Here is a 26,971-nt window from a genome sequence, read left to right on the forward strand (position 1 = left end):
CTGCGCGCTCATGTCGCAGTTTCCGCCCTTAGCTCAGCTGGATAGAGCGTTGCCCTCCGGAGGCAAAGGTCATAGGTTCGAATCCTATAGGGCGGGCCAGTCCATCGAGGCCCTGCGAGCAGTCGCAGGGCCTTTTGTTTTTCTGCGCCGCGCCTATCTCGCCCAGGAGCAAGCCTCGGCTGGGAAGTCGAGACGCGGGGTGCGTCCGCCACACCTCGTCGGCCCTCCCCGCCAAAGTCCAGCTTCAGCGACGCTTGGCAACCGCGTCGGCGAGCACGCACAGCAGTTCGAACATCAGGCTCGCGCCGGCCAGGGCGGTGATGCCCGAGGAATCGAAGGGCGGGGCGACCTCCATGACGTCGGCACCGACGAGATTGAGGCCGCGCAGGCCGCGGATCATGCGCTGGGCCTCTCGGGTCGAGTAGCCGCCGATCTCGGGGGTGCCGGTGCCGGGGGCGTAGACCGGGTCCAGCGCGTCGATGTCGAAGGTGACATAGGTCGGCGTATCGCCCACCACTCGCCAGATTTCCTCGACCACCTTGTCCGGCCCCAGGTCGAAGTACTCCTCGATCTCGAGGACCCGAATCCCCTGCTCATGCGCCCAGTCGAGGTCGCTCGCCTCGTACAGGGAGCCGCGAATGCCGATCTGGATGATGCGCCTGGGATCGAGTAGCCCTTCCTCGATCGCGCGGCGAAACGGCGTCCCGTGGGTGTAGGGATTATCGCCGAAATAGGTGTCGTTGGTGTCCGAATGCGCATCGAACTGGACCAGGGCCATCGGCTCGTCGCGAGCGAGGCCGCGCAGGATCGGTAGCGTGCCGAGATGGTCGCCGCCGGCGGTGAGCGGTGCCGCGCCGGCCTGATGAACACGCCGGTAAAATGCGGTCGCGCGTTCGAGCGTGTCCCGGATGTCGATGGGGTTGACCGGCACGTCGCCAAGATCGGCGATGCGGCACAGGTCATAAGGCGCGATGCGGCTTGCCTGATGGACGAGCCGCATCATGGTCGAGTTGTTGCGGATCTCGCGTGGACCGTGGCGCTGGCCGGCCCGGTTCGTCGAGCCGCTGTCCCAGGGCAATCCGATGAGGGCGATATCGACTTCCGACGGATCGTCGATCAGCGGCAGTCGCATGAAGGTGGAGCGTCCCGCAAAGCGTGGCAGCTCGCTACCGCCGAGCGGTCGGAAGTAGGAATCGTCGTGGGCCATCGTGGTCTTCCTTCTGTGCGTGCTCGTTATGGCGTTGTTGAAGGTCTGGTGTCAGTCAGGTCATGACGCTGCCGCCGTTGACGCCGTAGGTCTGGCCGGTGATGAAGGTCGCCTGTGGCCCGGCCAGGAAGGTGACCAGGGCGGCGACCTCCTCGGGATGGCCGATGCGGCCAAGCGGAATCTCGGCTTCCTTGTGCCGCTGCTCCTCGCTCATGACCTCCGCCCCGAGCATGTCGGTGTCGACCGGGCCGGGGGCGACGGCGTTGACCAGGATGTCGGGAGCGAACTCGCGGGCCCAGCAGCGGGTCATCGCCGCGATACCCGCCTTCGAGGCGCAGTAGGCAGTATTGCGCTCGCGGCCGAGGTAGCCGAGGTCGGAGGCGATGTTGATCACGCGACCGCCGGCGTGGCGCGTCATGTGCCGGATCGCCTCACGCCCGACGATAAAGGTGCCGCGCAGGTTGACGCCGACGACCGCATCGAAATCGGCCACCAAGGTGTCCAGCAGGCCGACCTCGTGAAGAATCCCCGCATTGTTGACCACCACGTCGAGCCCCCCCAGGCCGTCGATGGCACGATCGACCATCGCGACCGCCTCGGCTTCCACCGACACGTCCGCCTCGATCGCAAAGGCCGAGGCGTCATGAGCGCGCACTGTTGCCAGTGTGGAATGCGCCGCCTGGCCGTCGCCGTGGTAGCCAAAGGCCACCCGTGCACCTGCCGCCGCCAACGAGATCGCGATCGCGCGTCCGATGCCGCGGGAACCCCCCGTCACCAGTGCGCGCACGCCAGCGAGCGTGTCACTCATGCCATCACCTCCCCGCGATCGACCTGGATCGCCTGGCCGGTCAGATTGGCGGCCGCCTCGGAGGCCAGGTAGAGATACAGGCCTGCCACGTCGGTGGGGTCCATCAGGCCATCCAGGGACTGATTGGCCGCCAGCGCGTCGCCCATTGCGTCTTCACTGATGCCTCGCTCCTGGGCCATCACCGCCAGGGAGCGAAGCGACGCCTCGGTGCGCACCCAGCCCGGGCAGACGGCGTTGACTCGAATCCCGCGGGGGCCAAGTTCGCGCGAAAGGGTCCGGGCGATACCGATCAGCGCGTGCTTCGACGCCACATAGGCGGCGAACCCGGGCACGGCCGTGCGCCCCCAGATCGACGACGTGATCAGGATTCGGCCGCCTTCACCCATCTGCGGCAGCGCCGCCCGGGTCACCCACCAGGTGCCCATGACATTCACGTCGATGATCCGCCGGAAGGCATCGTCGATGGCGGAGTGGCCTTCTTCCACCGGTGTCGGCAGCTCCACCCCGGCATTGTTGATCAGCACATCGAGCCGACCGAAACCGTCGAGCGCCCTGTGCACGGCATCGGGGTCGGAGATGTCGCAGCGCAGGGCCCGGACGTTGCCTCCGGTGGTGGCCGAGAGGGTCCGCGCCGCCTTCTCGATACCCGCGTCCTCCGCGAGTACGCAGACCCGCGCACCGGCATCTGCGAACGCCTGGGCCACGCCGAAGCCGATGCCGCGACTCGCGCCGGTGACGAGCACCGTCTGACCACTGAAATCGAAAGAAACCGTCATCACATGCTCCCTGGCCCGTAAGGGCGGCCGCCTCGGCAATGCCACAAGCCGATCACGAGAGGAACTCGCGCCGGACTGCCGCCACCATGTCGCGGCGGTACTGCTCGACCATGAGCATCCCCTTTTCCGGCGTGGCCTGTGCCGCCGAGGTCAGCGAGCCCGTCTCCGGCACCCATTCCCGCCGCGCAGGCCAGACGTCGTAGGGCGGGGCCTCCATTGGCGCGTTGTCCGGAATGCGGTCCATTCGCACCAGTTCGGGGTAGAAATGCATCATCAGCGAGGTCTCGAGTACCGCGGCGTGTTCGAGCTCGATCCCCGGGTAACCCTCGGGGAAGACGGCGTCGAGGGTGTCGCGGGTCAAAAACTCCCAGTGTTGCAGGCACATCACGCGCAGGCCCGTCGCGCCGACATCGCGCATCGCCAGGTCGATGCCTTCGTTGAGAAACCACAGGTTCTCGAAATGGCCGTCGATGACGCAGATGCGGCGCACGCCATGGCGCGCGAGTTCCCGGATGATGTCGCGCACCACGGCGCTCAGGGTGGCGCCATCGAGGCCGGTGCTGCCGGGGAAGGAAGGCCCGCCCCCGGTGCGCGGCATCGACTTGTAGCCATAGTTGACGGGCGGTGCGACGATGCCATCGACCTCCCGCGCCACCACCGCGGCGATGGCGGTCGGCAGCAGGTGATCCACGCCCATGGGCAGATGCGGCCCGTGCTGTTCGAGCATGCCGGTCGGTAGAAACACGATCGGATCGCTCGCTAGGCGCTCACCGAATTCGGGCCAGGTCATCTCGGCCATCATGACGGTCGGTTGGTTCATAGAATCTGTTCCCTCATCAACTCCATGCGTGAGCCATTGCCTCGGGCACTCAGTGCTCGAAGTCCTCGCCACCCTGGGCGCGCATCAGGTGGAGGATATGGCGTTCGAGATCGCCGTAGCCGGCCAGGCCGATCAGTTCTTCCTTGTGGCGTAACCGGCGCCCCTGCTTGAACGAGGGGATGATCTCTTCATGGACCCGGCCCGGATGGCGAGACATGAACTCGATCCGATCGGCCAGGAAGATCGCCTCCTCGATATCGTGGGTGACCATCAGAATCGTCGTGTTGGCGGACTCGACGATGCTCATCATCAGTTCCTGCATCTGCCAGCGTGTCTGGGCATCGAGCGCCCCGAAGGGTTCATCCATCAGGAGGATCGCCGGTTCGTTGGCCAGGGTGCGTGCGATCGCGACGCGCTGCTTCATGCCCCCGGACAGATGCCGGGGGTAGGCGCCGGCGAAACGGCTCAGCCCCACCAGTTCGATGAAATGCCTGGCCCGCTCGCGTCGCTGTGCCTTGGGAACGTGGTTGAGCCGCATGCCGTACTCGACGTTCTGCTGCACCGTCAGCCAGTCGAAGGAGGTATAGGCCTGGAAGACCATGCCCCGCTCTTGCGACGGGCCCGTGATCGGACAGCCGTCGAGCATCAGTTCGCCGCTGGAGGGTTGCTCCAGCCCCGCCACCATGCGCAGCACGGTGGACTTGCCGCAGCCGGAGGGGCCAAGAAGCACGCAGACCTCGTTTTCCAGCGTGGTGAAGCTGACATCCTTGATCGCCTCGATGGCCTCACCGCGCGGCACGTGGAACGACTTGCTCACGTTCGCCAACCGCAGCTTCGGGGTGTCGGTCGGCGGGGGGCATGCGCTGGGCGATGACTGGGCCATGCGATCCTCATCGAGCATGTTCATCAGTGCCCCTCCTGGTCGAGATAGGGGAACAGGACGCGCTGCAGCCAGCGGAACAGCACGTCGAAGGCGAGACCGAGTATCCCGATGATCAGGATCCCGGCCATGATCTCGTCGGTATGCAGGAAGCGCCGCGCGCGCATCATCATCGCGCCGATGCCGGTGGTCGAGGCGATGATCTCGGCGATCACCAGGTAGGTCCAGGCGATGGCCAGCATCTGGCGCATCGAGGTGAGAATGTTCGGCAGCACCGCCGGAACGACGACCGTCCAGAGGATCTGCCAGCGTTGGCCGCCGAGGGTCATCGCGGTCTCGATGAGTTCCGCCCGTACCTGGCTGGTGTGGTCCATGATCAAGGTGATCAAGAAGAAGATGACACCGAGGAAAAGTAACGCCAGCTTCGGCAGCTCGCCGGTACCGAACCACATCAGCAGGATCGGTATGAAGGCTGGCGCCGGCAGATAGCGCCACGCCGATACGAAGGGGTTGAAGAACGCCTCGACCGTCTTGAACGAGCCCATGAGAATGCCGAGGGGGATCGCCAGGGTGCAGGCCACCAGAAAGCTGCCGAGAATGCGCGCGATGCTGATGCCGACATCCGACAGGAAGCCTCGCTCGGCGAACAGCTCATAGAGCGTGCGGATCACCTCCAGTGGAGAAGGGACCAGCAGCGTGTTGACCCAGCCCCACAGGACGGCCATTTCCCAGAGGCCGAAGAAAATGACCCATACCGTGGCGCCGAGGAGGAGGCGCCACCTTTTCGAGGTCGGCGTCAGGAACTCGAACCAGCGGGCCCGGTAGGCACTGCTCTTGGATGCAACTTCCATCTTGGCTCCTCCCGTTGATACGTCGAGACGAGAGACCCGGTGCCGGCGACTGGCGTGTCGCTGTCCCGGGTCTTGCGCTAACGGGCGGACATGGACTGACGATAGCCACTCTCGACCAGATCGGCCGTCAGGCTGCAGTCGACGCCCTTTTCGGCCTCCTGCATCGCGTCCATCAGGCCGAGCTTCACCCACCACTCGTTGGTCAGTCGGACGCTTTGGACCATCGAGCCGTTATCGATTCCATGCGGGGGATCGCCCTCCAGCACGCCGCAGATGCGAGCGGTCTCATCGAAATCGAGCATGTACAGGCCGTCATCCAGATACTTGCCGTTGGTGCCCACGACCGACTCGATATCGGACACCGGCCATTGCAGATAGTCCGAGAACAGCTGGTTCACCTCCTGCGTGTTGTCATGCCAGTACTGCAGGGCGTCGAACCGGGCACGGATGATGTCCATCGCGGCCTGGCGCCGCTCGGCGATGAAATTCTTGTTCATGTACATCGCGTCCATGAAGATCCCGGTATCGAGGTAGCGGGGCTCGGCGGTATTCGCGACGATCGTGGCCGTGTCGAGATTCTCGAGGACGCGTGTCACCCAGGGTTCGTACATGTAGGCTGCCGCCAGGTCACCGGACATGACCGGCCCTACGGCCTCGTCCGCATTCAGGTTCACCCAGTCGACGTCTTTCGGCATCAACCCTTCGCTGTCGAGCCACATCCCCATGAGTATCTCGCCGATATAGGCTTGCGGCGCCCCGACCTTCTTGCCCTTCAGCTCCTGGGCATCCGTCTCCCTGGCACTGAGGATCTTGTCGACGCCATAGGAAATATTGAGATGCGATACCAGGACCGTGTCCGTGCCGCGCTCGATGGCGAATGGCGTGTACTCGGCGGTGCTGAGATAGACGTCGATCTGACCGGCAGCAAGTGCCGCATGGCCGCCGAGAGGGTCTTCGAAGATGGTCAGGTTCAGGTCGTAGTCTTCCGCCAGACCTTTCTGCCGGGCCACCTCGAGGAACGAGAATCCGGGCCACGACACATTCAGGCCGATGTTGACCGGCTCCTTGGCTTGCGCAGGAGACATGGCGGGTAGCGTCATGAACGATGCGCAGAAAACGGCGGCGGCCAGTCTGTTTCTGGCAGGGAAATCGAAGATCGTCATGTTGTTGTTCCTCATTCCTCGCGCTGGGTGAGCACGGCGAAGAGGCTTCCTGATGCTCTACACGGTGCTCGATGGGGTCTTGTTATTGTTGCGGCACCGGGTTCGATCTCATGACATGAACCCAAGCGGCAGCCTGTACGCCTTCAGCATATTCACTGCCTGTCGGGCAAACCATTACCGGCTATCAAAGTGAAGTTTGTTATTGCTGAAGTGCGATTCCCCCCACGAGGGGCTTGCGTTGGCGCAGGGGGGTTGCCAGATGTCATGGCGCGTGGTCTAAATTGAGCTACGCCCGCTTCGTCCAGCTATGGTCGATGACCCATGACCGCACGACATCCCAATGTCCCGAACCTTACCGATTTCGACCTGAAACTGCTGCGCGTCTTTCATGCCGTGGTGCAGGCCCAGGGGCTCGCAGCGGCGCAGCAGGTACTGGGCCTGTCGTTGTCGACGATCAGCATCCAGCTCAAGCAACTCGAGGAGCGTCTCGGTTTCACGCTCTGCGAGCGCGGCCGCAAGGGCTTCGCCCTCACCGAGGAGGGCGAGCGAATCCACAAGAGCCTGACGCCGCTGTTCGACTCGATCAGCGGCTTTCGCGATGTCGTGGCCGACGTGCGGGGCAACCTCAGCGGCGATCTGCATTTCGGGGTCGTCGACGCCCTGGCGACGAACCGGGCGGCCCCGTTGCCGAAGGCATTCCAGAACTTCTCGGAATGCGCCCCCGGGGTCCATTTGCACGTGGATATCTCCTCGCCCGAAGAACTCCTTCAGGGCCTGCTCGAAGGGCGTTATCACTGCATCCTCACCCCCGTGGAGCCCTCCCATGAGTCCGTGGAGAGCGTGCCCGTGTTCACCGAACGCCAGCAGCTCTACTGCGGGGCCGACCACCCGCTGTTCCATGAAACCGATTCTTCGCGGATCGCCGAGGCGCTCGAACACACTACCTTGACCGACAAGAGCTACGCTTCACTCTCCTCGACCGACAACCCGCGGACACCGCTCGAGGGCCCGATCGTCTCGCACATGGAAAGCAATGCACTGCTGATCCTGAGCGGCCGCTATATCGGCTACCTGCCGAAGCACTACGCCGACCACTGGGTCGAGGAGGGGCTGATGCGCGTCCTTCTGCCCGATACGCCGGGGTTCGAAAGCCAGTTCTATCTCGGCACTAGCAAGCATCACTGCTCTCGCTCCACGGAGGTATTCCGCAACTGCATGGTGGAAGTGCTCTCGCCGCCGCAAGCGAGCTGAAACGAGGCCGGACCCGGCGTGATTCCCACGAAAACTCCATTGACCTGGTAGCCCCTTGGTTCTTTCTTGCCTTGGCAGGCTAGGCTAGGGGTATCGTCCGCTGCGGCGATTCTCCACCAGCACCTCCAGGATCTCGTTGGCCGCTTGCATGACCTCCGAGGGCGGCTCGCCCTTGCGGCGACTACAGATGATGGGGGTGGTGATGCCGCTATCCGCCAGATAGGCATAAACGATGCCGTCGCGCGTGAGTCGACTCACCTGTTCGGGAACCAGGGTGATTCCGAGCCCCGAGACCACCAGCCCAAGCGCGGTTTGCAGTTCGTTGGCCTCCTGCGCCACCTGAACCTTGAGCCCACGGCGACGGAACAGCCCCAGCACCATGTCCGCCAGGCTGGGTCTGGGGGTGGCAGGAAACAGGATCAAGTGATCCTCGGCCAACTGCGCCAGGGTAGGCCGTGTGCCTTCCAAGGCGTGGCCCGCCGGAAGCGCCGCCATCATCGGCTCCTCGAACAACACCTCCTGCACGACCTCCGGATCATCGATCAACAGCCGACCGAATCCCATGTCGATGCGCCCCGCCTTGAGCGCCTGAACCTGCTGCACCGTGGTCAACTCCGCCAATGTCAGCTCAAGGTCATCCTTTTGTCGTAATCCTCGCACCAGTAGGGGCAACTGCCCGTAGAACACCGATGGCACGAAGCCGATACCGAATATCCGGTGTTTGCTACGCGCCATGTGGCGCGTGGATGTCACGGTGACATCAATCTTTTCAAGGATCTGAAGGGCGTGCTCGTGGAAGAACTGACCCGGCGGTGTCAGCACCAGGCCCCGCGAATGGCGCTGGAAAAGGGGAGCACCCAGGTGTCTCTCCAATTGCTTGATCTGCCGGGTCAGCGGTGGTTGCGCCATGTGCAGCCGCTCGGCGGCGCGGGTCAGGTTTAGCTCCTCGGCCACGACACAGAAATAGCGCAGGTGGCGTAGTTCCACGATACCTCCAGGGTATGGCAAGGCACTCAATCGATATTGGTTGCTTTGTCCGTAGGGGGTCAAGCTCTTCCTATCTTCTTTGACCCTAGAGCTGAATGCGCCCCATGACCCCATCGATCGAATCCATCGAGACATTGCTGGTCGACCTGCCGACCATCCGGCCCCACAAGCTGTCGGTGGCCACCATGGCATGCCAGACCCTGGTGATCGTGCGCATGCGTCATTCCGATGGCATCGAAGGGCTGGGCGAGGGCACTACCATCGGCGGTTTGAGCTATGGCCCGGAAAGCCCCGAGAGCATCAAGTGCAACATCGATGCCTATCTGGCACCGCTATTGATCGGCCAGCCATCGAGTAACCTTAATGCGCTGCGTGCCCGGCTGAACCGACATGTTCGCGGCAATGCCATCGCCAAGTCGGCCCTGGAAACCGCACTGCTCGACGCCCAGGGCAAGCGCCTGGGGCTCTCCGTGGCGGAGCTGCTCGGCGGGGCGCGGCACGATCATCTGCCGGTGCTCTGGGTGCTGGCCAGCGGCGATACCCAGCGGGATATCGACGAGGCCTTTCAGCATCTCGAGACCCGCCGCCACGGCGACTTCAAGCTCAAGATCGGGGCCAAGCCCGTGGATGAGGATGTGCGCCACGTGGCGGCCATCAAGGCGGCGCTCGGTGAGCACGCCGGCATCCGGGTCGATCTCAATCAGGCCTGGGACGAGTCCACCGCGGTGCGCGGCATTGCCGCCCTGCAGGAGGCCGGTATCGAGCTCATCGAACAGCCGATCCCCGCCCGCGAGCAGGCCGGCTTGATCCGCCTGGCCAATCGCTTCGAGGTGCCGATGCTGGCCGACGAGGCGGTGCAGGACGCACGCGATGGCCTCGATCTGATCGGTGGCGGCTTCAGTGGTGCCTTCGCGCTCAAGATCGCCAAGTCCGGCGGTCCGCGCAGCGTGTTGGGATTGGGCGATCTGGCTCAGACCGCGGGTATCGGCCTCTACGGTGGCACCTTGCTGGAGGGCTCCATCGGCACCGCTGCCGCCCTGCACGCCTGGGCGACGCTGGACGAGATGGCCTGGGGCACCGAGATGTTCGCACCCCTGCTGCTCAAGGACGACATCGTCGCCGAACCACTGGCCTATCGCGACTTCGGTATCGCGTTACCCAAGGGGCCGGGGCTGGGCATCAGCCTCGACGAAGACAAGTTGCGCCACTATGCGCGCCAGTAAGGCGCATCAAGGCGTCACGCCAGACAGGAGAATCGCATGCTGTTTCACGTGGAAATGACCGTCAAGCTACCGCCGTCTATGCCGGCCGAACAGGCCAGCGAGATCAAGGCGAAGGAGAAGGCCTACGCCCAGGAGCTGCAACGACAAGGCAAGTGGCGCCACCTGTGGAGGGTCGCCGGCAGCTACGCCAACGTTAGCCTCTTCGATGTCCAGGACAACGCCGAGTTGCAGGACCTGATCAGCAACCTGCCGCTGTTTCCTTACATGGAGATCAGCGTCAAGCCGCTGTGCCGCCACCCGTCGTCGATTCGCGAGGACGACTCCTAGACCTGCCTTGGCAGAACAATCATAACGATGAGGACACCACCATGAACGTGAATATCTACGACACCCCGGAAGTACAGGACTTTCTGAAAGCCGTCAGCGGTTTCGACAAGGAGGGCGGCAGCGATCGTGCCAAGCAGATCATGCATCGCCTGCTGTCCGATCTGTATCGACTGATCGACGACTTCGACGTCTCGCCGGACGAGTTCTGGGGCGCAGTCAACCTCCTCAACGAGCTAGGCAGTGGTAAGCAGGGCGGCCTGCTCGCGCCAGGACTGGGCTTCGATCACTACCTGGATATGCGCATGGACGCCGCCGAAGCCCAGGCCGCGATCGAAGGTGCCACCCCACGCACCATCGAAGGACCGCTGTATGTCGCCGGCGCGCCGGTCTCGGAGGGCTTCGCGCGCATGGATGACGGGTCGGATACCAACGCCGAGGTCATGTGGCTGACCGGGCAGGTGCGGGACACCGCAGGCGAGCCGATTCCTGGGGCTCAGGTGGAGATCTGGCACGCGGACTCGAAGGGTAACTACTCCTTCTTCGATCCGTCCCAGTCCGACTACCACCTGCGTCGCACCATCATCGCCGACGGCGAGGGGCGCTACAGCGCGCGCAGCATCATTCCCTCCGGCTATGGCTGTCCGCCGGATAGTCCCACCCAACAGGTGCTCGATCTGCTCGGCCGGCACGGTCAGCGCCCGGCGCATATCCATTTCTTCTTCTCCGCCCCGGGGTATCGCCATCTGACCACCCAGATCAATCTGGCCGGCGACCCCTACACCTTCGATGACTTCGCCTTTGCCACCCGCGAGGAGCTGGTGGTGGAAGGCAAGCGCATCGAGGACAAGGCCGAGGCCGAGAAGCGCCACCTACAGGGCCCCTTCACCGAGGTGGTGTTCGATGTGGTGCTGCCGGCGACCGAAGACCCCGAGATGCAGCAGCGTCACAAGCGGGCCCGTGCGCTGGAAGGCGAAGTCTGATCCGATCCGAAGCTTGAGAAAGAGGAGTGCCACCATGACAACACAACGACTCGATCATCTCGAAAAGCGTGTTCGCGGCGCCGTCGTCGACGACCCGGAGAACGGTATCTTTCGCTGCCATCGCAGCATGTTCACCGAACCGGACTTCTTCGAGCTGGAAATGAAGCATGTCTTTGAAGGCAACTGGCTGTTCCTGGCACACGAGAGCCAGGTCCCCGAGCCTGGGGACTACTACACCTTGTTCATGGGGCGCCAGCCGGTGGTCATCACCCGGGACAAGCAAGGCGAGCTGCATGCGATGCTCAACACCTGTAGTCACCGCGGCGCTACGTTATGTCGCAAGAAGCGCGGCAACAAGGGCACCTTCACCTGCCCGTTCCACGGCTGGTCGTTCAAGAACGACGGCAAGTTGCTCAAGGCCAAGAACGAGAAGACCGGCGCCTATCCGGACGGCTTCAAGAAGGAGGGCTCTCATGATCTGAAGAAGCTGCCGCGCTTCGAGAACTATCGCGGTTTCCTGTTCGGCAGCCTGAGCGATGATGTGCTGCCGCTCAAGGAACATCTTGGTGAGACCACCAAGATCATCGACAACATCGTCGATCAGGCGCCGGAAGGCATTGAAGTGCTGCGCGGTGCTTCTACTTATACCTTCGAGGGCAACTGGAAATTGGGGGCGGAAAACGGGGCCGATGGGTATCACGTCAGTTCCGTGCACTGGAACTACGCCTCCACCATGAGCCGCCGCAACTACGATGCCGGCGGTACCAAGGCGGTGGACGCAGATGGCTGGTCGAAGAGCGTCGGTGGGTTCTACTCCTACGAGAATGGCCACATGATGCTGTGGACACGGCTGCTCAATCCGGAAGTGCGCCCGGTGTATACCCGTCAGGACGAGCTCAAGGATCGGCTCGGTGAGGCGCGTACCGACTCCATCGTCAATCAGACCCGCAATCTCTGCCTCTACCCCAACGTCTACCTGATGGACCAATTCTCCACCCAGATTCGGGTGATACGTCCACTGGCAGTGGACAAGAGCGAAGTCACCATCTACTGCTTCGCGCCCAAAAACGAATCCCCGGAGAACCGCGCTGTGCGCATCCGCCAGTATGAGGATTTCTTCAACGCCAGCGGCATGGGTACCCCGGACGATCTCGAGGAGTTCCGCGCTTGCCAGAAAGGCTATGCGGCCCATGCGTCCGAGTGGAACGACCTTTCCCGGGGGGCCAAGCAGTGGATCGAGGGCGCCGACGACAATGCCCGTGCCATCGATATGAAACCATTGATGAGCGGTGCGGCCCCGGAAGACGAAGGGCTGTACGTGATGCACCACAAGCACTGGGTCCAGGAGATGCTGCGCGCCATCGACAAGGAGCGTAGCCAGTACATCGCCGCCGAGAGCGCTTGATCGTCATCACGACACAAGAATGGGAGTGCATCACATGAGTATGAACTTTCTCGATATTCAGGCCTTCATCCACCGCGAGGCGCGGCTGCTGGACGACCGCGAGTGGGACGAGTGGCTGACCTGTTACAGCAAGAATGCAGTGTTCTGGATGCCGACCTGGGACGACGACGACACCCTGGTCACGGATCCGCAAAACGATGTGTCGTTGATCTACTACCCCAACCGCGAGGGCTTGGAGGATCGGGTCTATCGCATCAAGACCGAGCGTTCCGGTGCCACCAGTCTCCCCGAGCCACGCACCACCCACCAGGTTTCCAACCTGGAGGTGTTGAGCCAGCAGGACGACAAGGTGGAGCTGCGCTTCAACTGGCACACCCTGAGCTACCGCTATCAGGAAACGATCGCCTATTACGGCACCTCCTTCTACACCCTGGACGTGTCCGGCGAGACGCCGCTGATCGAAAAGAAAACCGTGCAGCTCAACAACGACAGCATCCATCAGGTCATCGACATCTATCACGTCTGATCGGTGAACCGATGGGAGGAGTAGGAGCATGAGTTACCACATAGCCCTCAACTTCGAGGACGGCGTGACCCGTTTCATCGGCTGCAAGGAAGGTGAAACGGTGCTCGATGCCGCCTATCGCCAGAAGGTCAACCTGCCGATGGACTGCTCGGATGGGGTCTGCGGGACCTGCAAGGGTCACTGCGTGCAGGGAGACTTCGACCTGGGTGACGACTATCTGGAAGACGCACTTTCCGAGGAAGAGGAGGCCGAAGGCCTGGTGCTGACCTGCCAGATGGTGCCGAGCTCCGATTGCGTGATTCAGGTGCCGGTGGCCTCGACCTTGTGCAAGACCGCGGTGGGCAAGCTCGAAGGCACGGTGGCCCATATCGAGCCGCTTTCCGAGGATAGCATCGAACTCGCCGTCGATCTGGACGAGAACACCGAGCTGGCCTTCCTGCCGGGTCAGTACATCCATATCGATGTGCCCGGTAGCGGTGAGCATCGCTCCTACTCCTTCAGTTCACTACCCGGGGAAAAGCGTGCCACCTTCCTGATTCGCAACATCCCGGGTGGCGTGATGAGCGCTTACCTGACCGAGCGGGCCCAGCAGGGCGAGCGGCTGAGCTTGACCGGCCCCATGGGCAGCTTCTATCTGCGCGAGGTGACTCGCCCAGTGCTGATGCTCGCCGGCGGCACCGGCCTGGCCCCTTTCCTGTCGATGCTCGCGCAGCTGGTGGAGAAGGGTTGCGATGCCCCGATTCACATGATCTACGGCGTCAACAAGGACGACCATCTGGTCAAGCTCGAAGCCTTGGACGCCTTCGCGGAGAAGCTGCCGAGCTTCAGTTACACCACCGTGGTCGTGGACGAGGCAAGCCAGAACCCACGCAAGGGCTATGTGACCCATCACATGGACCAGCAGGTGCTCAACGACGGCGATGTGGACGTATACCTGTGCGGGCCGCCGCCGATGGTGGACGCAGTGCTGCACTATTTCGACGACCAGGGCATCGCGCCCCAGAGCTTTCACTACGAGAAATTCACACCCAACCAGGTCAAGCAGGAGGGTGCCGCATGAGTATCGACCGTGGCAGGCCTTCTCGCTTTCAGGATCGAGTGATGGTGGTCACCGGCGCCGCTCAGGGTATCGGGCGGCGGGTCGCCGAACGCGCCGCCATGGAGGGTGCGCGCCTGGCGCTGGTGGATCGTGCCGATTATGTGAAGGAATTGGCCGAGGAGCTGCGCAGGCAGAGTATCGACTCTATCGCCTTGCAGGCGGATCTCGAGACCTGGGAAGGCGCCGAGGATGTCATGCAACGAACTCGAGAGCACTTCGGGCGTATCGACATTCTGATCAACAACGTCGGGGGCACCATATGGGCCAAGCCCTACGGCCATTACGAGCCGGCGCAGATTGAGTCCGAAATACGCCGCTCGCTGTTCCCGACGCTGTGGTGCTGTCGCGCAGCCCTGCCGCATCTGCTCGAGACTCAAGGCAACATCGTCAACGTTTCCTCCGTGGCCACGCGAGGCGTCAATCGGGTGCCCTATGCCGCGGCCAAGGGTGGTGTCAACGCCCTGACCGTGGCACTGGCCATCGACTATGCCGATGCCGGCGTGCGCATCAACGCCACCGCCCCCGGTGGCACCGAGGCGCCGCCGCGGCTGACACCTCGCAACAACGATACCCAGAGCGAGCAGGAAAAGGCCTGGTATCAGCAGCTGGTCGATCAGACCACGGCTTCCAGCCTGATGCACCGCTACGGCACCCTGGACGAACAGGCCGGCCCAATCCTGTTTCTGGCCTCTGATGATGCCAGCTACATCACCGGCACCGTGATGCCTGTGGCGGGAGGCGACCTGGGTTAGTTGACCGATTCGCTCGAATTCTAATGACAATAATCCCCTGGAGAACAACGTGAAACATATCGAAAAAGGTGTGGGTCTCATGTCGGCGCCCCGCGACTTCATTAGAGACCTCAATGCAGACAATTTCAGCGCCGGTCTAGTGGCCGGTATCTTCGGCCTCAGTGCCGGGATCATTCATATCAGTGCTGGCACCGCCGCTGGCCTCCCTCAGGAATTCACCTTGCTGTGGGTCATCAGCTATTTGATGATCAACGGGCTGTTTGGGCTCTTCATGCCGGCTTACTATCGGCTGCCCCTGCCGATGGCCAACTCCATTCCCGGCGCGCTGCTGTTCGCGGCCATCATTCCCATCGTGGGACTCAATGAAGCCTTGGGTGCGACGCTGATCGCCGGCGCTATCTCGCTGGTTGTCGGTCTGGCCGGGATGATGAGCATGGTCATGCGGTTGATTCCGATGCCCATCGTCATGGGCATGGTCGCGGGTATTCTACTCAAGTTCGGTACCAATATGGTGATGCCGCTGCAGAACGCCATGCTGCCGGCGGTCATTATGATCCTGTCCTTCTTCATGGCGGCGCGCTACCTGCGCCGGGTGCCACCGCTGGTCGTCGCCTTGCTGGTCGGTGTCGCCTACATGGCATTTTTCGGTGCCGACTTCTCTACTGTGGAGTTCTCGATAAAGTTCCCCGAATTCATCATGCCCACGTTCACCCTTGAAGCGTTCCTGGCCTATGGTCTTCCCTTGTCGCTGATCCTGGTAGGCATGGAAACGCCTGCCGGGGTAGGCTTGGTCAAGGGCATGGGATACAAGAGTGCGCCAGCCAATGCCATCACCGCCGTGGGTGGCTTCGGCACCATGATTTCCGCCTTCTTCAACCTGCATAGCACCTGCATCGCCGCACCTATGACCGGTATCTGCTCGGGGCCAGAGGCAGGCAGTCACGACAAGCGTTGGGTGGCTGCCGTCATCGTTGGCATCATCTTCGTCGTGGCGGCGCCTTTTTATGGTTTCGTGTTTAGCCTGATCGAGATCATGCCGAGCTATTTCATCGCCATCATCGCCGGCCTGGCGCTGCTGCGTGTGATCGGCTCGGCGATGTACATAACCTTCTCCGGCAAGCATGAAGTCGGCGCAATGTTTTCTTTCCTGATCGCCGTATCCGGGATTCAGATTCTCGGTATCGGCTCCTCCTTCTGGGCGCTGGTGTTGGGGGTGGGGCTCTCGATGCTCGTCGAGTTCAAGGACTTCGAATTCACCCGCCGAGTTAATGATAAGTCGCTCACGGACGAGCCGGCGGCATGATGAGCTGACGCATACCGGGTATCTGCAATGATCCCGGTATCGCCCGGTATTTATCCTTCTAGCCCGCGAGCTGTTCCCAAGCGTGGGCTTTTTCAGATCGGCGAGGGATTTTGATGTTCAGGACATTGATGAAAGACTGGTCGTTGTCGGCGACCACCGCAGGATTTCTGGCGGTGCTGATTTCCTATTCCGGCCCGTTGGCTATCTTCTTTCAGGCCGCCCAGAGTGCCGATATCTCCACTGCGACGATGACCTCTTGGGTGTGGGCGATTTCAATGGGGGCGGCGGTCTCCGGCATCGTCTTGAGTGTCTGGCTGAAGGCGCCGGTGATCACTGCCTGGTCGGCCCCCGGCACGGCACTGCTGGTCACGCTGTTCCCGGAGCTTTCGCTCAACGAGGCAATAGGGGCCTATATCGTGGCCGCCGTAGCCATCTTGGTGATTGGCATCACCGGCTCCTTTGATCGCCTGGTGCAACTCATTCCCAAGGGGATTGCGGCGGGCATGATGGCGGGCATTTTATTTCAGTTCGGTCTCGAGGCCTTCCTGGCCATCGAGACCACGCCGGCGCTTGCCATCGGCATGCTGAGCGCTTATCTGGTCTTCAAGCGTCTGCTGCCGCGCTACTGCCTGATTCTGCTATTACTGACCGGCATCGTGCTGGCGGTGTGGCTGGAAAATGCGTCGCTTGCGGGCGTGCAATGGCAACTGGCGACACCCGTTTTCATCGCCCCCGAATGGACCTGGAGCGGCACCCTGAGTCTGGCCTTGCCGCTGGTGCTGGTCAGCCTGACGGGACAGTTCCTGCCTGGCATGGCGATCATGCGCGCCGCAGGCTATCACACCCAGGCCAAGCCCATCATTACCGTCACCAGCCTGGTGTCCCTGGTGATGGCACTGTTCGGGGGTATCACCACGGTGGTGGCGGCAATCACCGCGGCGATCTGTACCGGCAAGGATGCTCATGAAGACCCGGACAAGCGCTACGTGGCGGGTATCGCCAATGGCGCCTTCTATCTGGTCGGCGGGCTGTTCGCCGGTACCATCGTGACGCTCTTCACCTCGCTGCCCGCCGCCTTCGTCGCCGTGCTGGCGGGCTTGGCCCTGATCGGCGCGATCGGCAACAACATCGTTGCCGCCGTCGCCGAGGTGGCGCATCGCGAAGCCGCAATCATCACCTTCATGGCCACCGCATCGGGCATGAGTCTGTTCGGCCTCGGCTCTGCCTTCTGGGGAGTGGTGATCGGGAGTGTAGCTCATGCAATATTGAATACCAGCAGCCGCAGGGCGGCCGTTTCACAGTGTGCTGAATCGAAAGCGTAAACTCAGCTTACGCACGATCCCGTCGCTCCAGGATGGCTAGAAACTCTTACGACCGCATGATGGATCAAGCTTGGCGGCATAAGCTTCTTGAACGCTTGGACGAATTCGCAACTGGCAGGAGGGGTGTAAAAGGATGCGTAGAGCTTTTATTGCCGATTGACTCTGTTTCCCGAGGCCCCTTTGCGCTTTTGATACTTGTTCCACATCTGCCGTGCCTGCTGCTTGGCCTTCTCGCGGTTCTCGGGCTTCCTCAGCCAGTTGGCCACTGCCGCAACGATATAGCGTTTCATCGGATTCCTCCTGTCGATGTTTCATCTCTCCCTCTGTCTATGTGGAGGACGTGAACAGAAGAATCAAGTACCGAGGTTGGGCCATGTCCTCGCCGGCGTAGCCGGCGTTGGATATGGCGTGGTGTCCTGGGAGCCTCCGTTCAAGCCGTCTTCAGGTGACACCTGGCTGGAACCGTTCGATCAGCAAGCGATCCAGCCCTAGCCGCCCTGCTCCACTGGTGGCCAGGGAGATCGAGATGGCCAGCAGGGCCAGGGCGAACTCGTAGCCGTTATTGCTCATGAACAGGCCATTGCCGGTATGTACGCTGAAGATGGCGACCAGCATGGTGATAGCCAGGACGGCCGACGCCGGACGCACCAGCAGACCGATGAGCAGTGCCAGGCCGCCAAAGAATTCCGCCCCGCCGGCGAGCAGGGCCATCAGGTAGCCCGGAGCGAGGCCGATCGAGGCCAGCCACTGGCCGGTACCCTCGAGTCCGCCGCCACCGAACCAGCCGAAGAGCTTCTGGCTGCCGTGAGCCATGAAGATGATGCCGGCGGGAACGCGCAGTGCCAGGGGCGCCAGGCCGTCGTGAGTATCCAGAAGTTGCTTCAATGCTAGGTTCATGTGGTTTCTCTCTTCTCTAGGGGATAGCTATCTGTGTTGCGGCGCCCGTGTGGCGCCAGGAGTCATTGCCTGAACGCATCGGTGCTTTCAGGGGAAGCGAAACGCCGAGAGAGTGGTCTCCATGACGCGATCGGAAAATATCCGCCGGCCACGGGAGCTTCCTGCGGCACCGGCTGCCACCAGCAGTGGCAGTAGGTGCTCCTCGGCGCCGGGGGGATGGCAAAGATGGGCAGCAGGCGCTTGGGCCCAGTTACCCAGCGCCGTATCACGTCGCACCGGCTCGGCTGAAACGGTGTCGCCCAGCCAGGTGTCGAACTCGTCGGAGATCGGCGCGAAGCGCGGGTCACCATAGCCTTGCATGTTATGAAAGCTCATGCCGCTGCCCACGATCAGTACGCCTTCCTCCCGCAATGACATCAGCGCTCGCCCGGCCTGCAGATGCCCCTCAGGGTCGAGGTCCCGGCGCAGGGAGAGCTGCACCACCGGAATCTCCGCGGCGGGAAACATCAGCTTGAGGGGGATGAACATGCCGTGATCGAAACCACGCTGCCCGTCTTGATGGTTGGCAATACCTGCATGTCCCAGCAATTCACCGATGCGTGACGCCAATGCTGGATCGCCGGGTGCATCGTAGCGCAATTGGTAAGTGTGATCCGGGAAGCCGTAATAGTCGTAGATCAATGCCGGGTGAGCACTGCTGGTGACATTGAATGTCGGTGCCAGCCAATGCGCCGATACCAGCAGGATGGCCTTCGGTTGGCAGGGCAGAGTTGCCTGCACGCCTTGCAGGAAGTCGGCCATGGCCTTCCAGGCCTCGGGCGGATTCCACGCCATGAAGAAGCAGGGCCCGGCACCGTGCGGAATGAACAGTGTCGGCAAAACCGTGGGTAAGGCGAGTGTGAGGGGTGGCATACGTACTATCTCGTCATGAAAGCGTGTAACCAGTATGGATTTTGCCTTAATGAATGATAATAGAGCTAAAATTACATACACCTTTTACTAAGAGTGATAAATAAGATGCTGGATCGTATGACGGGAATGCGCATTTTCGTTCAGGCGGTCACCACCGGCAGCTTATCCGGCGCGGCACGCTGGCTTGGAGTGTCGCCGGCCATGGCAGCCAGACATGTGGATGCCTTGGAGGCACGACTAGGGATCAAGCTGCTGCATCGCACCACGCGGCGGCTGCACCTGACCGAGGCGGGTGCCACTTACCTCGACGCATGCCGGCGCATCCTGGCAGAGATCGACGAGGTGGAGGCGGATGTCGCCTCGCGGCGAATAGAGGCCTCGGGGCTGTTGCGTGTGAACATACCGCTCTCCTTCGGCACTCGGTTCATTTCGCCTCTCCTGCCGGCCTTTATGAGGCGTCACCCCGCCTTGAGCGTCGAGTTGGGACTGAGCGATACCCAGGTCGACCTGCTGGAAGGGGGCTGGGATCTGGCCATTCGTATCGGTCGTCTGGGCGACAGCCCATTGCGGGCAAGGAAGCTGGGGGAGTGCAAGATGCTGGTATGTGCCGCTCCGGCATACCTCCACCGCCACGGTACCCCGCAACGAGTCAGCGACCTGAGTCAACATAACTGCCTGGGCTATACCCTCTCGACCTCGGTCGGTCCCCAAGAGTGGGCCTTCGGTCCAGAGGGGGAAGTGCGAGTGCCCATCGCAGGCAACATCACCGCCAACAACGGTGAGGCGTTATTGACTATGGCCGTGGGCGGCTTGGGGATCATCTATCAGCCGGAATTCATCGTGGCGGATGCACTGAATCGCGGTAAGCTCGAGAGTATCGGGCTGGATCTTGCCAGTATCGATACCGGAGGAATCCATGCACTTTACCCGTCCCAGAGGCGGCCGCCGGCCAAGGTCCGGGTCATGATCGACTACCTGCTAGAGGTGTTCGCCAACGCACCGAATGCATGGTGACGTGAGGGCAATGATGGTTTGTTTGACCAAAGTCGATTATCGATCTGGCTCCTGGTAATGGCGTGGTTCCCGTGGTCGGAAAGGATCGCTTCCAGAACGGTGGTTCAGCAACATCGATCTCGAGACGTCAGCTCACGTTGGCGCGGATCAGCCGAGCCTTGTCCTGGAGCAGCGGCAGGAAAGTATCGCGCAAGGTCTCGAAGTCGATGCGTGAGGCGTTGGTGCTGATGTTGATCGCGCCCAGCAGCCTGTCGTTGGCATCGAAGACGGGTATCGCCAGGGAACGCAACCCCGAATCCAGCTCCTGATCGACGATGCAATAACCCTGCTGTCGCACCATGAAAAGGCAGTTGCGCAGCTGGGTGCGATCGACGATGGACTTGTCGGTATGGCGCTCGAGCGTGACCCTGTCGAGATAGGTCTCGAGTTCTCTGTCCGGCAACTGCGCCAGCAACACCCGGCCCATGGAGGTGTAGGCCGCGGGCAGGCGTGTGCCCACGGCAAGCGAGATCGCCATCAGACGATGCTTGGCGGCGGAGCGCGCCAAGTAGATGACCTCGTCGCCATCCAGCACACCCAGCGAAGAGGACTCGCCGCTTTCGAGGGTGATGTCTTCAAGGTACTGCTGGATCACCGAGCGATAGTTGTTGGCCGAGAGGAAGGCATAGCCTAGCTGCAACACCTTGGGTGCCAACGTGAAGTGACGCTGCTCCTTGCGGACATAACCGAGCGCATGCAGCGTCAATAGGAAGCGCCGCGCTTTGGCGCGATTCATGCCGGTACGCGCCGCCACCTCGCTCAGCGTCATGCGAGGATTGGCGGCATCGAAGGCCAGAATGACCTCCAGCCCGCTGGCCAGGGCGGTAACAAAATCACGGTCATCGGGGGTCAGGGTGTCGTCCTGCAGGAGAGCGTCCATGGGGCGGAATCCTTCATAGCGAGGTATCTGCCCTTCCAATCTAGCATATCGTTCGCATGGCGGATATATGTTCGATTTTAGTCTAATGCCCCATTTTCCTCCCGCAGTTTAACCGTTTCATACTTCAGGAAAATATCGCTTCTCCTCGTTCTCTGAGGGCTCGCTCGCACTTTTTTTGGATTTGACGGACCGGCGTTAAGCGCTTAATTTGTTCGTATTACAAACCTATGTTCACCAAGCGAACAATCAAGAGCGAGAGGTAAGCGATCATGGCTGAGTTCCTGAGCCTGCATGACGCGGTGGCCCGCTACGTCGACGATGGCGCCACCGTGTGCATGGAAGGCTTCACCCACCTGATTCCCTTCGCGGCGGGCCACGAGGTGATCCGTCAAGGCAAGCGTGAGCTGACACTGATCCGCATGACCCCGGATCTGATCTACGACCAGTTGATCGGCGCCGGCTGTGTCAAGAAGTTGATCTTCTCCTGGGGTGGTAATCCTGGCGTTGGTTCGCTGCACCGTCTACGCGATGCCGTGGAGAAAGGCTGGCCCCACAAGATCGAGATTCTCGAGCACAGCCATGCCGCCATGGCCTGCGCCTACGAGGCGGGGGCAGCAGGCCTACCGTTGGCGGTATTGCGTGGCTACGTGGGCAGTGATCTGCCCAAGGTCAACGACCAGATCAAGTTCATCGACTGCCCCTTCACTGGCGAGCCTCTGGCCGCAGTGCCCTCGGTGCGCCCGGACGTCTCCATCGTGCATGCTCAGAAGGCCGACCGGCAGGGCAACGTGCTGGTGGAGGGCATCATCGGTGTGCAGAAGGAGGCCGTGCTGGCCGCCAAGTCGAGCATCGTCACCGTCGAGGAAGTCGTCGACGACCTGGGCGTCGAGCCCAACGCCTGCGTCATCCCCGGCTGGGCGATCAGCGCCATCGCCGTGGCCGAGCAGGGCGCCTATCCCTCTTATGCCCACGGTTACTACCCACGCAACAACCGCTTCTACAAGGAGTGGGACACCATCGCCCGGGACCGTGACGCCTTTAGCACCTGGCTCGACGAGAATGTCTACAACGCAGGAGGAGCCCAGCAATGAGTACCGATTACACCTCCGCAGAGATGATGACCGTCACCGCCGCCCGCGCCCTGGAAAACGGCATGACCTGCTTCGTCGGCATCGGCCTGCCTTCCGAGGCCGCCAACCTGGCGCGCCTGACCCACGCCCCGGACGTGGTGCTGATCTACGAATCTGGCACCCTGCAGACCATGCCGGAAGTGTTGCCGCTGTCCATCGGTGACGGCGAGCTGTGCGAGTCGGCGTTGACCACGGTTTCGGTGCCCGAGATGTTCCGCTACTGGCTGCAGGGCGGCCACGTCAGCGTGGGTTTCCTGGGCACCGCCCAGATCGACCGCTTCGCCAATCTCAACACCACCCTGATTGGCGATTACGCCGCGCCCAAGGTGCGCCTACCCGGCGGCGGTGGCGCGCCGGAGATTGCCACCTGCGCCGGGGAGGTCTTCGTCACCTTGAAGCACTCCAAGCGTACCTTCGTCAAGGACGTGGACTTCGTCACCACCCTGGGCTTTGGGCGTGACGGCAAGGGGCGCGACGGCGTACCCAACATCGGCAAGGGGCCGACCCGAGTGATCACCGATCTGTGCATGATGAGGCCGGACCCGGATACCAAGGAACTCACCGTCACATCACTGCACCCCGGCGTTACGAAGGAAGACGTGATCGAGGCCACCGGCTGGGAGATTCGCTTCACCGATGCGCTCGAGACCACCCCCGAGCCGTACGCCCGTGAACTCGAGGTACTGCGCGAACTTAAAGAGCGCACCGCCCGCCACCATGCCGGCGAAGCGCCGGGGGAGAGATCATGAGTCAGGCCGACAGCAATTCGGTTTACCTGTGTCACCCACGCCGCACGGCCGTGGGTCGTTTCGGCGGCACCCTCGCCGCGGTACGTCCCGACGATTTCGCCGCCGACATCTTCAAGGCGGTGCTGGCCGAGGCGTCGAGCCTCGATCCCGCCGCCATCGAGGAGGTGATCATGGGTTGCGCCAATCAGGCCGGCGAGGACAACCGCAACGTGGCGCGCATGTCGGCGCTGCTGGCGGGCCTGCCGACCTCGGTGCCCGGCACCACCATGAACCGCCTGTGCGGCTCCGGCATGGACGCGGTGGGTACCGCCTTTCGCGCCATCAAGGCCGGTGAATTCGAGCTGGCCCTGGCCGGCGGCGTGGAGTCCATGTCCCGAGCTCCCTTCGTGATGGGCAAGGCCGAGACGGCCTTTGCGCGCAATCAGGCGATCGAGGACACCACCATCGGCTGGCGCTTCGTCAATCCGTTGATGAAGCAGGTCTACGACACCCACTCCATGCCCGAGACCGCCGAGAACGTCGCCGAACAGTTCAAGGTCTCGCGCGAGGACCAGGACGCCTTCGCCCTGCGCTCCCAGCAGAAGGCCGAGCGGGCGCAACAGGCGGGACGCTTCGCTCAGGAGATCACCGCCATCGAGATCCCGCGACGCAAGCAGGAACCGCTGATCTTCGACATCGACGAGCATCCGCGTCCGGGCACCACCCGGGAGAAGCTGGCCACGTTGCCCACCCCGTTTCGTGAGGACGGCAGCGTCACCGCCGGCAATGCTTCCGGCGTCAACGACGGTGCCGCGGCCATGCTGGTCGCCAGCGACGCGGCGCTGAAGCAGCACGGCCTCACGCCCATGGCGCGCGTCGTCGGCATGGCCACCGCCGGGGTCGAACCACGCATCATGGGCATCGGCCCGGTGCCGGCGACCCGCAAGCTGCTTGATCGCCTCGGCATGTCAATCGATGATATCGACATCATCGAACTCAACGAAGCCTTCGCCGCCCAGGCCCTGGCCTGCATGCGCGAGCTGGGTATTGCCGACGACGATCCGCGGGTCAATCCCAACGGTGGCGGCATCGCCCTCGGCCACCCGCTGGGCATGTCCGGGGCGCGCTTGTTGCTCACCGCCGCCCATGAGCTACACAAGCAGCAAAAGCGCTACGCTTTATGCACCATGTGCATCGGGGTGGGGCAGGGGATTGCCACGCTGATCGAGCGGGCATAGGACAACAGGAGGTTGCATGGCATTTGTGAATATCGATGGTCGCAGCGTTGCCTACCGCCTGCTGGGCGATTCGACCAATCCGTTAGTGTTGCTGGCGCATCCGTTAGGCATGACCCAGGCGGTGTGGGACGACGTTCTGCTGGCGCTGTTGCCACGCTATCGGGTGCTGACCTGGGACCTGCCGGGTCATGGTGCCAGCCAGGCCTGGGGGCAGGAGGAGATCACCCCTCAGGATCTGGCAGGCGAGGCGCTGGCTTTAGCCGAGCAGGCCGGGGTATCGCGCTTTCATTTCGTGGGCACCTCCATCGGTGGTGTCGTGGGGCAGCAGTTACTGGTGGATCACGCCGAAAAACTGCTATCCATGACCCTGACCAATACCGGGGCGGTAATCGGTAGTGCCGATAATTGGAACACCCGTGCCCGCCGTGTGCGCGAGGAAGGTATCGCGGCGTTGACCGGCGAGGTCGTGCCGCGCTGGTTCTCTGCGGCCAAGCTCGAGAATGAACCGGCCCTGGAGGCCGGCTGGAAGGTACAGATGGCGCGCACCGACGGCGAGAGCTATGCCAAGTGCTGCGAGATGCTCGGGCGCACCGATTTTCGAGGCAGGCTCAAGGTCAGCGGTGTCGCTGTACACCTTCTGGGTGGCAGCGAGGACATGGCCACGCCCCCGGAAACCTTGAAGACGCTGGCGGCGGAGTGTGACGACGCGCCTCTGGAGATCCTCGAGAATTTCGCCCACGTGCCCTCGGTGGAATCTCCCGAGGCAGTTGCCAGGCGCCTGTTGGCCTGGCTGGCCGCGGATCGCTCAGATATCGATGAGCAGGGGGCGCGGAAGGCCTGAATAGCCGCGAGGAAATCCTTGGCGAGGGCAGCCTGCGCAGCCGCCCGACGGCCTCGACATTCACCCCTTGAGCCTGGTCGCCACCTTGGCCACGTGTTCGCCCTGGAAGCGGGCGATGGCCAGCTCACGCTCGTCGGGCTGACGCGAGCCGTCGCCGCCGGCAAGGGTCGAGGCACCATAGGGGGTGCCGCCGCTGACCTTCGAGATATCGAACAGCTCCGGCGTGGCGTAGCCGATCGGCACGATCACCATGCCGTGGTGGGCCAGGGTCGTCCATACCGAGGTGATGGTCATCTCCTCGCCGCCCCCGGTGCCGGTGGAGGTGAAGACACTCGCGACCTTGCCGACCAGCGCACCCTTGGCCCAGAGTCCACCGGTCTGGTCGAAGAAGGTGCGCATCTGGCCGCACATGTTGCCGAAGCGGGTCGGGGTGCCGAGCAGGATGGCGTCGTAGTCCGCCAGTTCCTGGGGCGAGGCGACGCCGGCGGCTTGATCCGTCTTGCCACCGGCGGCCTTGAAGGCCTCGGCGTCCATGGTTTCCGGCACGCGCTTGAGGGTCACGTCGACGCCCTCCACCCGACGTGCCCCCTCGGCGATGGTGCTGGCCAGGGTTTCGATATGGCCATACATGGAGTAGTAGAGTACGAGTACCTTGGTCATGGCGATCTTCTCCGTTGCTTCATTGTGGGCGTAAGCCCTCGAAAAAGTGACGAAGCGTTACTGCGCCAGGGTGCCGTCGCGATAGTCGCGCAACGCCTGGTCGAGCTCCTCCCGGGTATTCATCACGAAAGGGCCGTAGTGAGCGATGGGCTCGTTGTATGGGGTGCCCGCCAGGAGCAGGGCCTGGGCGTGAGTGTCGCCACTCAGTAGCACCTCGTTTCCCGGGCCGAAGCGTGCCAGCTCGCCTTGCTCGAGCTTCTCCCCGCCTGCCTCGAGCCGACCCTCGAACACATAGAGCAGGAATGTCGCTGCGGCCTGCTCGAGGGTCAGCGCCCCGGGCGAAAACCTCAGGTGCGCCACTGCCCCGTGGCCGGCCAGGGCGTCCAGCGGCCCGCTGACACCCTCGCCATCGAGCCACCAGTCGCCTCCCAGGGCAATCAGCTCACTCCCCGCGGCGGCGATTCGCGGCATCTGATCGGCCTTCACGTCGCGGTAGGTCGCGGCGCTGAGCTTGTCCCGGGCGGGCAGGTTCAGCCACAGCTGGAACGCATGCAGCCCTTGGCTATCGGTCAGCGGCATCTCGGAATGGATGATGCCGTGGCCGGTGTGCATCCACTGGGCGTCGCCGGGGCCGATGGTGCTCGCGTGACCGAGATGGTCCTCGTGGGTTAGGCCACCGTTGAGCACGTAGGTCAGGGTCTGAATGCCACGATGAGGATGGGGCGGGAAGCCGCCGATGTAGTCGTCGGGATGTTCGGAACCGAGCTCGTCGAGCATCAGGAAGGGGTCGAGGCCGCCACCGAAGTCGTGGATTCGGGAAATCTTGACACCGTCGCCATCCTGGCTGGGATGGCGGCGTAGTCGGCGTTCGATAGCGCGCTGCGTCATGGAAACCTCCGTAAGAATCGTGACCCTGATGCTCAGTCTAGGATTGCTTTTTCGAAAGTTAAGC

29 protein-coding genes and 1 tRNA gene are annotated in these 26,971 nt (G+C 62.6%); 16 read left to right on the top strand and 14 right to left on the bottom strand.

Annotation, left to right across the window (positions count from 1 at the left end):
- Positions 1-22: 22 nt before the first annotated feature.
- Positions 23-99: transfer RNA gene (locus BUA41_RS05455), tRNA-Arg, on the top strand.
- A 145-nt stretch (positions 100-244) separates the two neighbouring features.
- Here the strand turns inward: BUA41_RS05455 and speB are convergent.
- From speB to BUA41_RS05490, 7 genes are all read right to left on the bottom strand, one after another.
- The gene (speB, locus tag BUA41_RS05460; RefSeq protein ID WP_072820520.1) at positions 245-1,207 is read right to left on the bottom strand and encodes an agmatinase; all 963 of its coding nucleotides are present in this window, start codon (positions 1,205-1,207) and stop codon (positions 245-247) included.
- A gap of 55 nt (positions 1,208-1,262) precedes the next feature.
- Positions 1,263-2,015 (bottom strand): SDR family NAD(P)-dependent oxidoreductase, encoded by a 753-nt coding sequence (locus BUA41_RS05465; RefSeq protein ID WP_072820522.1) that lies wholly within the window; start codon positions 2,013-2,015, stop codon positions 1,263-1,265.
- Positions 2,012-2,791, bottom strand: coding sequence for an SDR family NAD(P)-dependent oxidoreductase (locus BUA41_RS05470; RefSeq protein ID WP_072820524.1), 780 nt, complete (start codon positions 2,789-2,791; stop codon positions 2,012-2,014). Before BUA41_RS05470 ends, BUA41_RS05465 begins: the two co-directional genes overlap by 4 nt.
- A gap of 52 nt (positions 2,792-2,843) precedes the next feature.
- Positions 2,844-3,611 carry a creatininase gene (locus tag BUA41_RS05475; protein WP_072820526.1) on the bottom strand — a complete coding sequence of 256 codons (768 nt, stop codon included), beginning with the start codon at positions 3,609-3,611 and terminating at the stop codon, positions 2,844-2,846.
- A gap of 49 nt (positions 3,612-3,660) precedes the next feature.
- Positions 3,661-4,518, bottom strand: coding sequence for an ABC transporter ATP-binding protein (locus BUA41_RS05480; protein WP_217652775.1), 858 nt, complete (start codon positions 4,516-4,518; stop codon positions 3,661-3,663).
- On the bottom strand, positions 4,518-5,342 hold the full coding sequence (locus BUA41_RS05485; RefSeq protein ID WP_072820529.1) for an ABC transporter permease: 825 nt from the start codon (positions 5,340-5,342) through the stop codon (positions 4,518-4,520). The genes BUA41_RS05480 and BUA41_RS05485 overlap by 1 nt, the downstream gene beginning before the upstream one ends.
- A gap of 77 nt (positions 5,343-5,419) precedes the next feature.
- Positions 5,420-6,505, bottom strand: coding sequence for an ABC transporter substrate-binding protein (locus tag BUA41_RS05490; protein ID WP_175546930.1), 1,086 nt, complete (start codon positions 6,503-6,505; stop codon positions 5,420-5,422).
- 321 nt (positions 6,506-6,826) lie between these two features.
- Here BUA41_RS05490 and BUA41_RS05495 point away from each other — a divergent pair, with 321 nt between their 5' ends.
- On the top strand, positions 6,827-7,756 hold the full coding sequence (locus BUA41_RS05495) for a LysR family transcriptional regulator (protein WP_072820533.1): 930 nt from the start codon (positions 6,827-6,829) through the stop codon (positions 7,754-7,756).
- An 84-nt stretch (positions 7,757-7,840) separates the two neighbouring features.
- Here the strand turns inward: BUA41_RS05495 and BUA41_RS05500 are convergent, their stop codons facing one another.
- Complete coding sequence (locus tag BUA41_RS05500) at positions 7,841-8,743, bottom strand: LysR family transcriptional regulator (RefSeq protein ID WP_072820535.1); 903 nt, start codon at positions 8,741-8,743, stop codon at positions 7,841-7,843.
- Positions 8,744-8,847: 104 nt separating this feature from the next.
- Here BUA41_RS05500 and BUA41_RS05505 point away from each other — a divergent pair, with 104 nt between their 5' ends.
- The 9 genes from BUA41_RS05505 (at position 8,848) to BUA41_RS05545 (ending at position 17,680) form a co-directional block, all read left to right on the top strand.
- The gene (locus tag BUA41_RS05505; protein WP_072820815.1) at positions 8,848-9,966 is read left to right on the top strand and encodes a muconate cycloisomerase family protein; all 1,119 of its coding nucleotides are present in this window, start codon (positions 8,848-8,850) and stop codon (positions 9,964-9,966) included.
- A 36-nt stretch (positions 9,967-10,002) separates the two neighbouring features.
- Positions 10,003-10,293, top strand: a complete 291-nt coding sequence (catC, locus tag BUA41_RS05510) for a muconolactone Delta-isomerase (RefSeq protein WP_072820537.1) — start codon at positions 10,003-10,005, stop codon at positions 10,291-10,293.
- A gap of 41 nt (positions 10,294-10,334) precedes the next feature.
- Complete coding sequence (gene catA / locus BUA41_RS05515; protein ID WP_072820539.1) at positions 10,335-11,273, top strand: catechol 1,2-dioxygenase; 939 nt, start codon at positions 10,335-10,337, stop codon at positions 11,271-11,273.
- Positions 11,274-11,307: 34 nt separating this feature from the next.
- Complete coding sequence (locus BUA41_RS05520) at positions 11,308-12,678, top strand: Rieske 2Fe-2S domain-containing protein (protein WP_072820541.1); 1,371 nt, start codon at positions 11,308-11,310, stop codon at positions 12,676-12,678.
- A gap of 34 nt (positions 12,679-12,712) precedes the next feature.
- Positions 12,713-13,204, top strand: a complete 492-nt coding sequence (gene benB / locus BUA41_RS05525) for a benzoate 1,2-dioxygenase small subunit (RefSeq protein ID WP_072820544.1) — start codon at positions 12,713-12,715, stop codon at positions 13,202-13,204.
- Between the two features lie 28 nt (positions 13,205-13,232).
- Positions 13,233-14,264, top strand: a complete 1,032-nt coding sequence (benC, locus tag BUA41_RS05530) for a benzoate 1,2-dioxygenase electron transfer component BenC (protein ID WP_072820546.1) — start codon at positions 13,233-13,235, stop codon at positions 14,262-14,264.
- The gene (gene benD / locus BUA41_RS05535) at positions 14,261-15,055 is read left to right on the top strand and encodes a benzoate diol dehydrogenase BenD (protein WP_072820549.1); all 795 of its coding nucleotides are present in this window, start codon (positions 14,261-14,263) and stop codon (positions 15,053-15,055) included. The genes benC and benD overlap by 4 nt, the downstream gene beginning before the upstream one ends.
- Positions 15,056-15,104: 49 nt before the next feature.
- A complete protein-coding gene (locus tag BUA41_RS05540) occupies positions 15,105-16,358 on the top strand; it encodes a benzoate/H(+) symporter BenE family transporter (RefSeq protein ID WP_072820552.1) in 1,254 nt (417 codons plus the stop codon).
- Positions 16,359-16,486: 128 nt separating this feature from the next.
- Positions 16,487-17,680 carry a benzoate/H(+) symporter BenE family transporter gene (locus BUA41_RS05545; RefSeq protein ID WP_281247822.1) on the top strand — a complete coding sequence of 398 codons (1,194 nt, stop codon included), beginning with the start codon at positions 16,487-16,489 and terminating at the stop codon, positions 17,678-17,680.
- A 146-nt stretch (positions 17,681-17,826) separates the two neighbouring features.
- Here the strand turns inward: BUA41_RS05545 and BUA41_RS19185 are convergent, their stop codons facing one another.
- The 3 genes from BUA41_RS19185 to BUA41_RS05555 all read right to left on the bottom strand — a co-directional run bounded on the left by BUA41_RS19185 (position 17,827) and on the right by BUA41_RS05555 (position 19,489).
- Positions 17,827-17,970 (bottom strand): hypothetical protein, encoded by a 144-nt coding sequence (locus tag BUA41_RS19185; protein ID WP_175546931.1) that lies wholly within the window; start codon positions 17,968-17,970, stop codon positions 17,827-17,829.
- 151 nt (positions 17,971-18,121) lie between these two features.
- Entirely contained in the window at positions 18,122-18,577 is a 456-nt protein-coding gene (locus tag BUA41_RS05550; protein WP_072820557.1) for a DoxX family protein, read from the bottom strand.
- Positions 18,578-18,664: 87 nt separating this feature from the next.
- The gene (locus tag BUA41_RS05555) at positions 18,665-19,489 is read right to left on the bottom strand and encodes a DODA-type extradiol aromatic ring-opening family dioxygenase (RefSeq protein WP_072820559.1); all 825 of its coding nucleotides are present in this window, start codon (positions 19,487-19,489) and stop codon (positions 18,665-18,667) included.
- Between the two features lie 126 nt (positions 19,490-19,615).
- On the opposite strand from BUA41_RS05555, the gene BUA41_RS05560 reads away from it, so the two are divergent.
- Positions 19,616-20,503 (top strand): LysR family transcriptional regulator, encoded by an 888-nt coding sequence (locus BUA41_RS05560; RefSeq protein WP_217652776.1) that lies wholly within the window; start codon positions 19,616-19,618, stop codon positions 20,501-20,503.
- 127 nt (positions 20,504-20,630) lie between these two features.
- On the opposite strand, the gene BUA41_RS05565 is transcribed toward BUA41_RS05560, so the two are convergent.
- Positions 20,631-21,422, bottom strand: coding sequence for an IclR family transcriptional regulator domain-containing protein (locus BUA41_RS05565; RefSeq protein ID WP_175546932.1), 792 nt, complete (start codon positions 21,420-21,422; stop codon positions 20,631-20,633).
- A 269-nt stretch (positions 21,423-21,691) separates the two neighbouring features.
- Here BUA41_RS05565 and BUA41_RS05570 point away from each other — a divergent pair, with 269 nt between their 5' ends.
- From BUA41_RS05570 to BUA41_RS05585, 4 genes are read left to right on the top strand one after another with little or no spacing between them, the layout of a single operon-like run.
- Positions 21,692-22,513: a CoA transferase subunit A gene (locus tag BUA41_RS05570; protein ID WP_072820565.1), complete on the top strand. Its 822-nt coding sequence runs from the start codon at positions 21,692-21,694 to the stop codon at positions 22,511-22,513.
- Positions 22,510-23,301, top strand: coding sequence for a CoA-transferase subunit beta (locus tag BUA41_RS05575; RefSeq protein WP_072820568.1), 792 nt, complete (start codon positions 22,510-22,512; stop codon positions 23,299-23,301). Before BUA41_RS05570 ends, BUA41_RS05575 begins: the two co-directional genes overlap by 4 nt.
- Positions 23,298-24,518: a 3-oxoadipyl-CoA thiolase gene (gene pcaF / locus BUA41_RS05580; protein ID WP_072820571.1), complete on the top strand. Its 1,221-nt coding sequence runs from the start codon at positions 23,298-23,300 to the stop codon at positions 24,516-24,518. Before BUA41_RS05575 ends, pcaF begins: the two co-directional genes overlap by 4 nt.
- 16 nt (positions 24,519-24,534) lie before the next feature.
- Positions 24,535-25,359 (top strand): alpha/beta fold hydrolase, encoded by an 825-nt coding sequence (locus BUA41_RS05585; RefSeq protein WP_072820574.1) that lies wholly within the window; start codon positions 24,535-24,537, stop codon positions 25,357-25,359.
- 60 nt (positions 25,360-25,419) lie between these two features.
- Here BUA41_RS05585 and wrbA read toward each other — a convergent pair whose 3' ends face one another.
- On the bottom strand, positions 25,420-26,019 hold the full coding sequence (wrbA, locus tag BUA41_RS05590) for an NAD(P)H:quinone oxidoreductase (RefSeq protein ID WP_072820577.1): 600 nt from the start codon (positions 26,017-26,019) through the stop codon (positions 25,420-25,422).
- Positions 26,020-26,076: 57 nt separating this feature from the next.
- Entirely contained in the window at positions 26,077-26,907 is an 831-nt protein-coding gene (locus tag BUA41_RS05595; RefSeq protein ID WP_072820580.1) for a pirin family protein, read from the bottom strand.
- Positions 26,908-26,971: the final 64 nt, after the last annotated feature.

It is taken from the genome of Modicisalibacter ilicicola DSM 19980 (assembly GCF_900128925.1).
Classification (GTDB): Bacteria; Pseudomonadota; Gammaproteobacteria; order Pseudomonadales; family Halomonadaceae; genus Modicisalibacter; species Modicisalibacter ilicicola.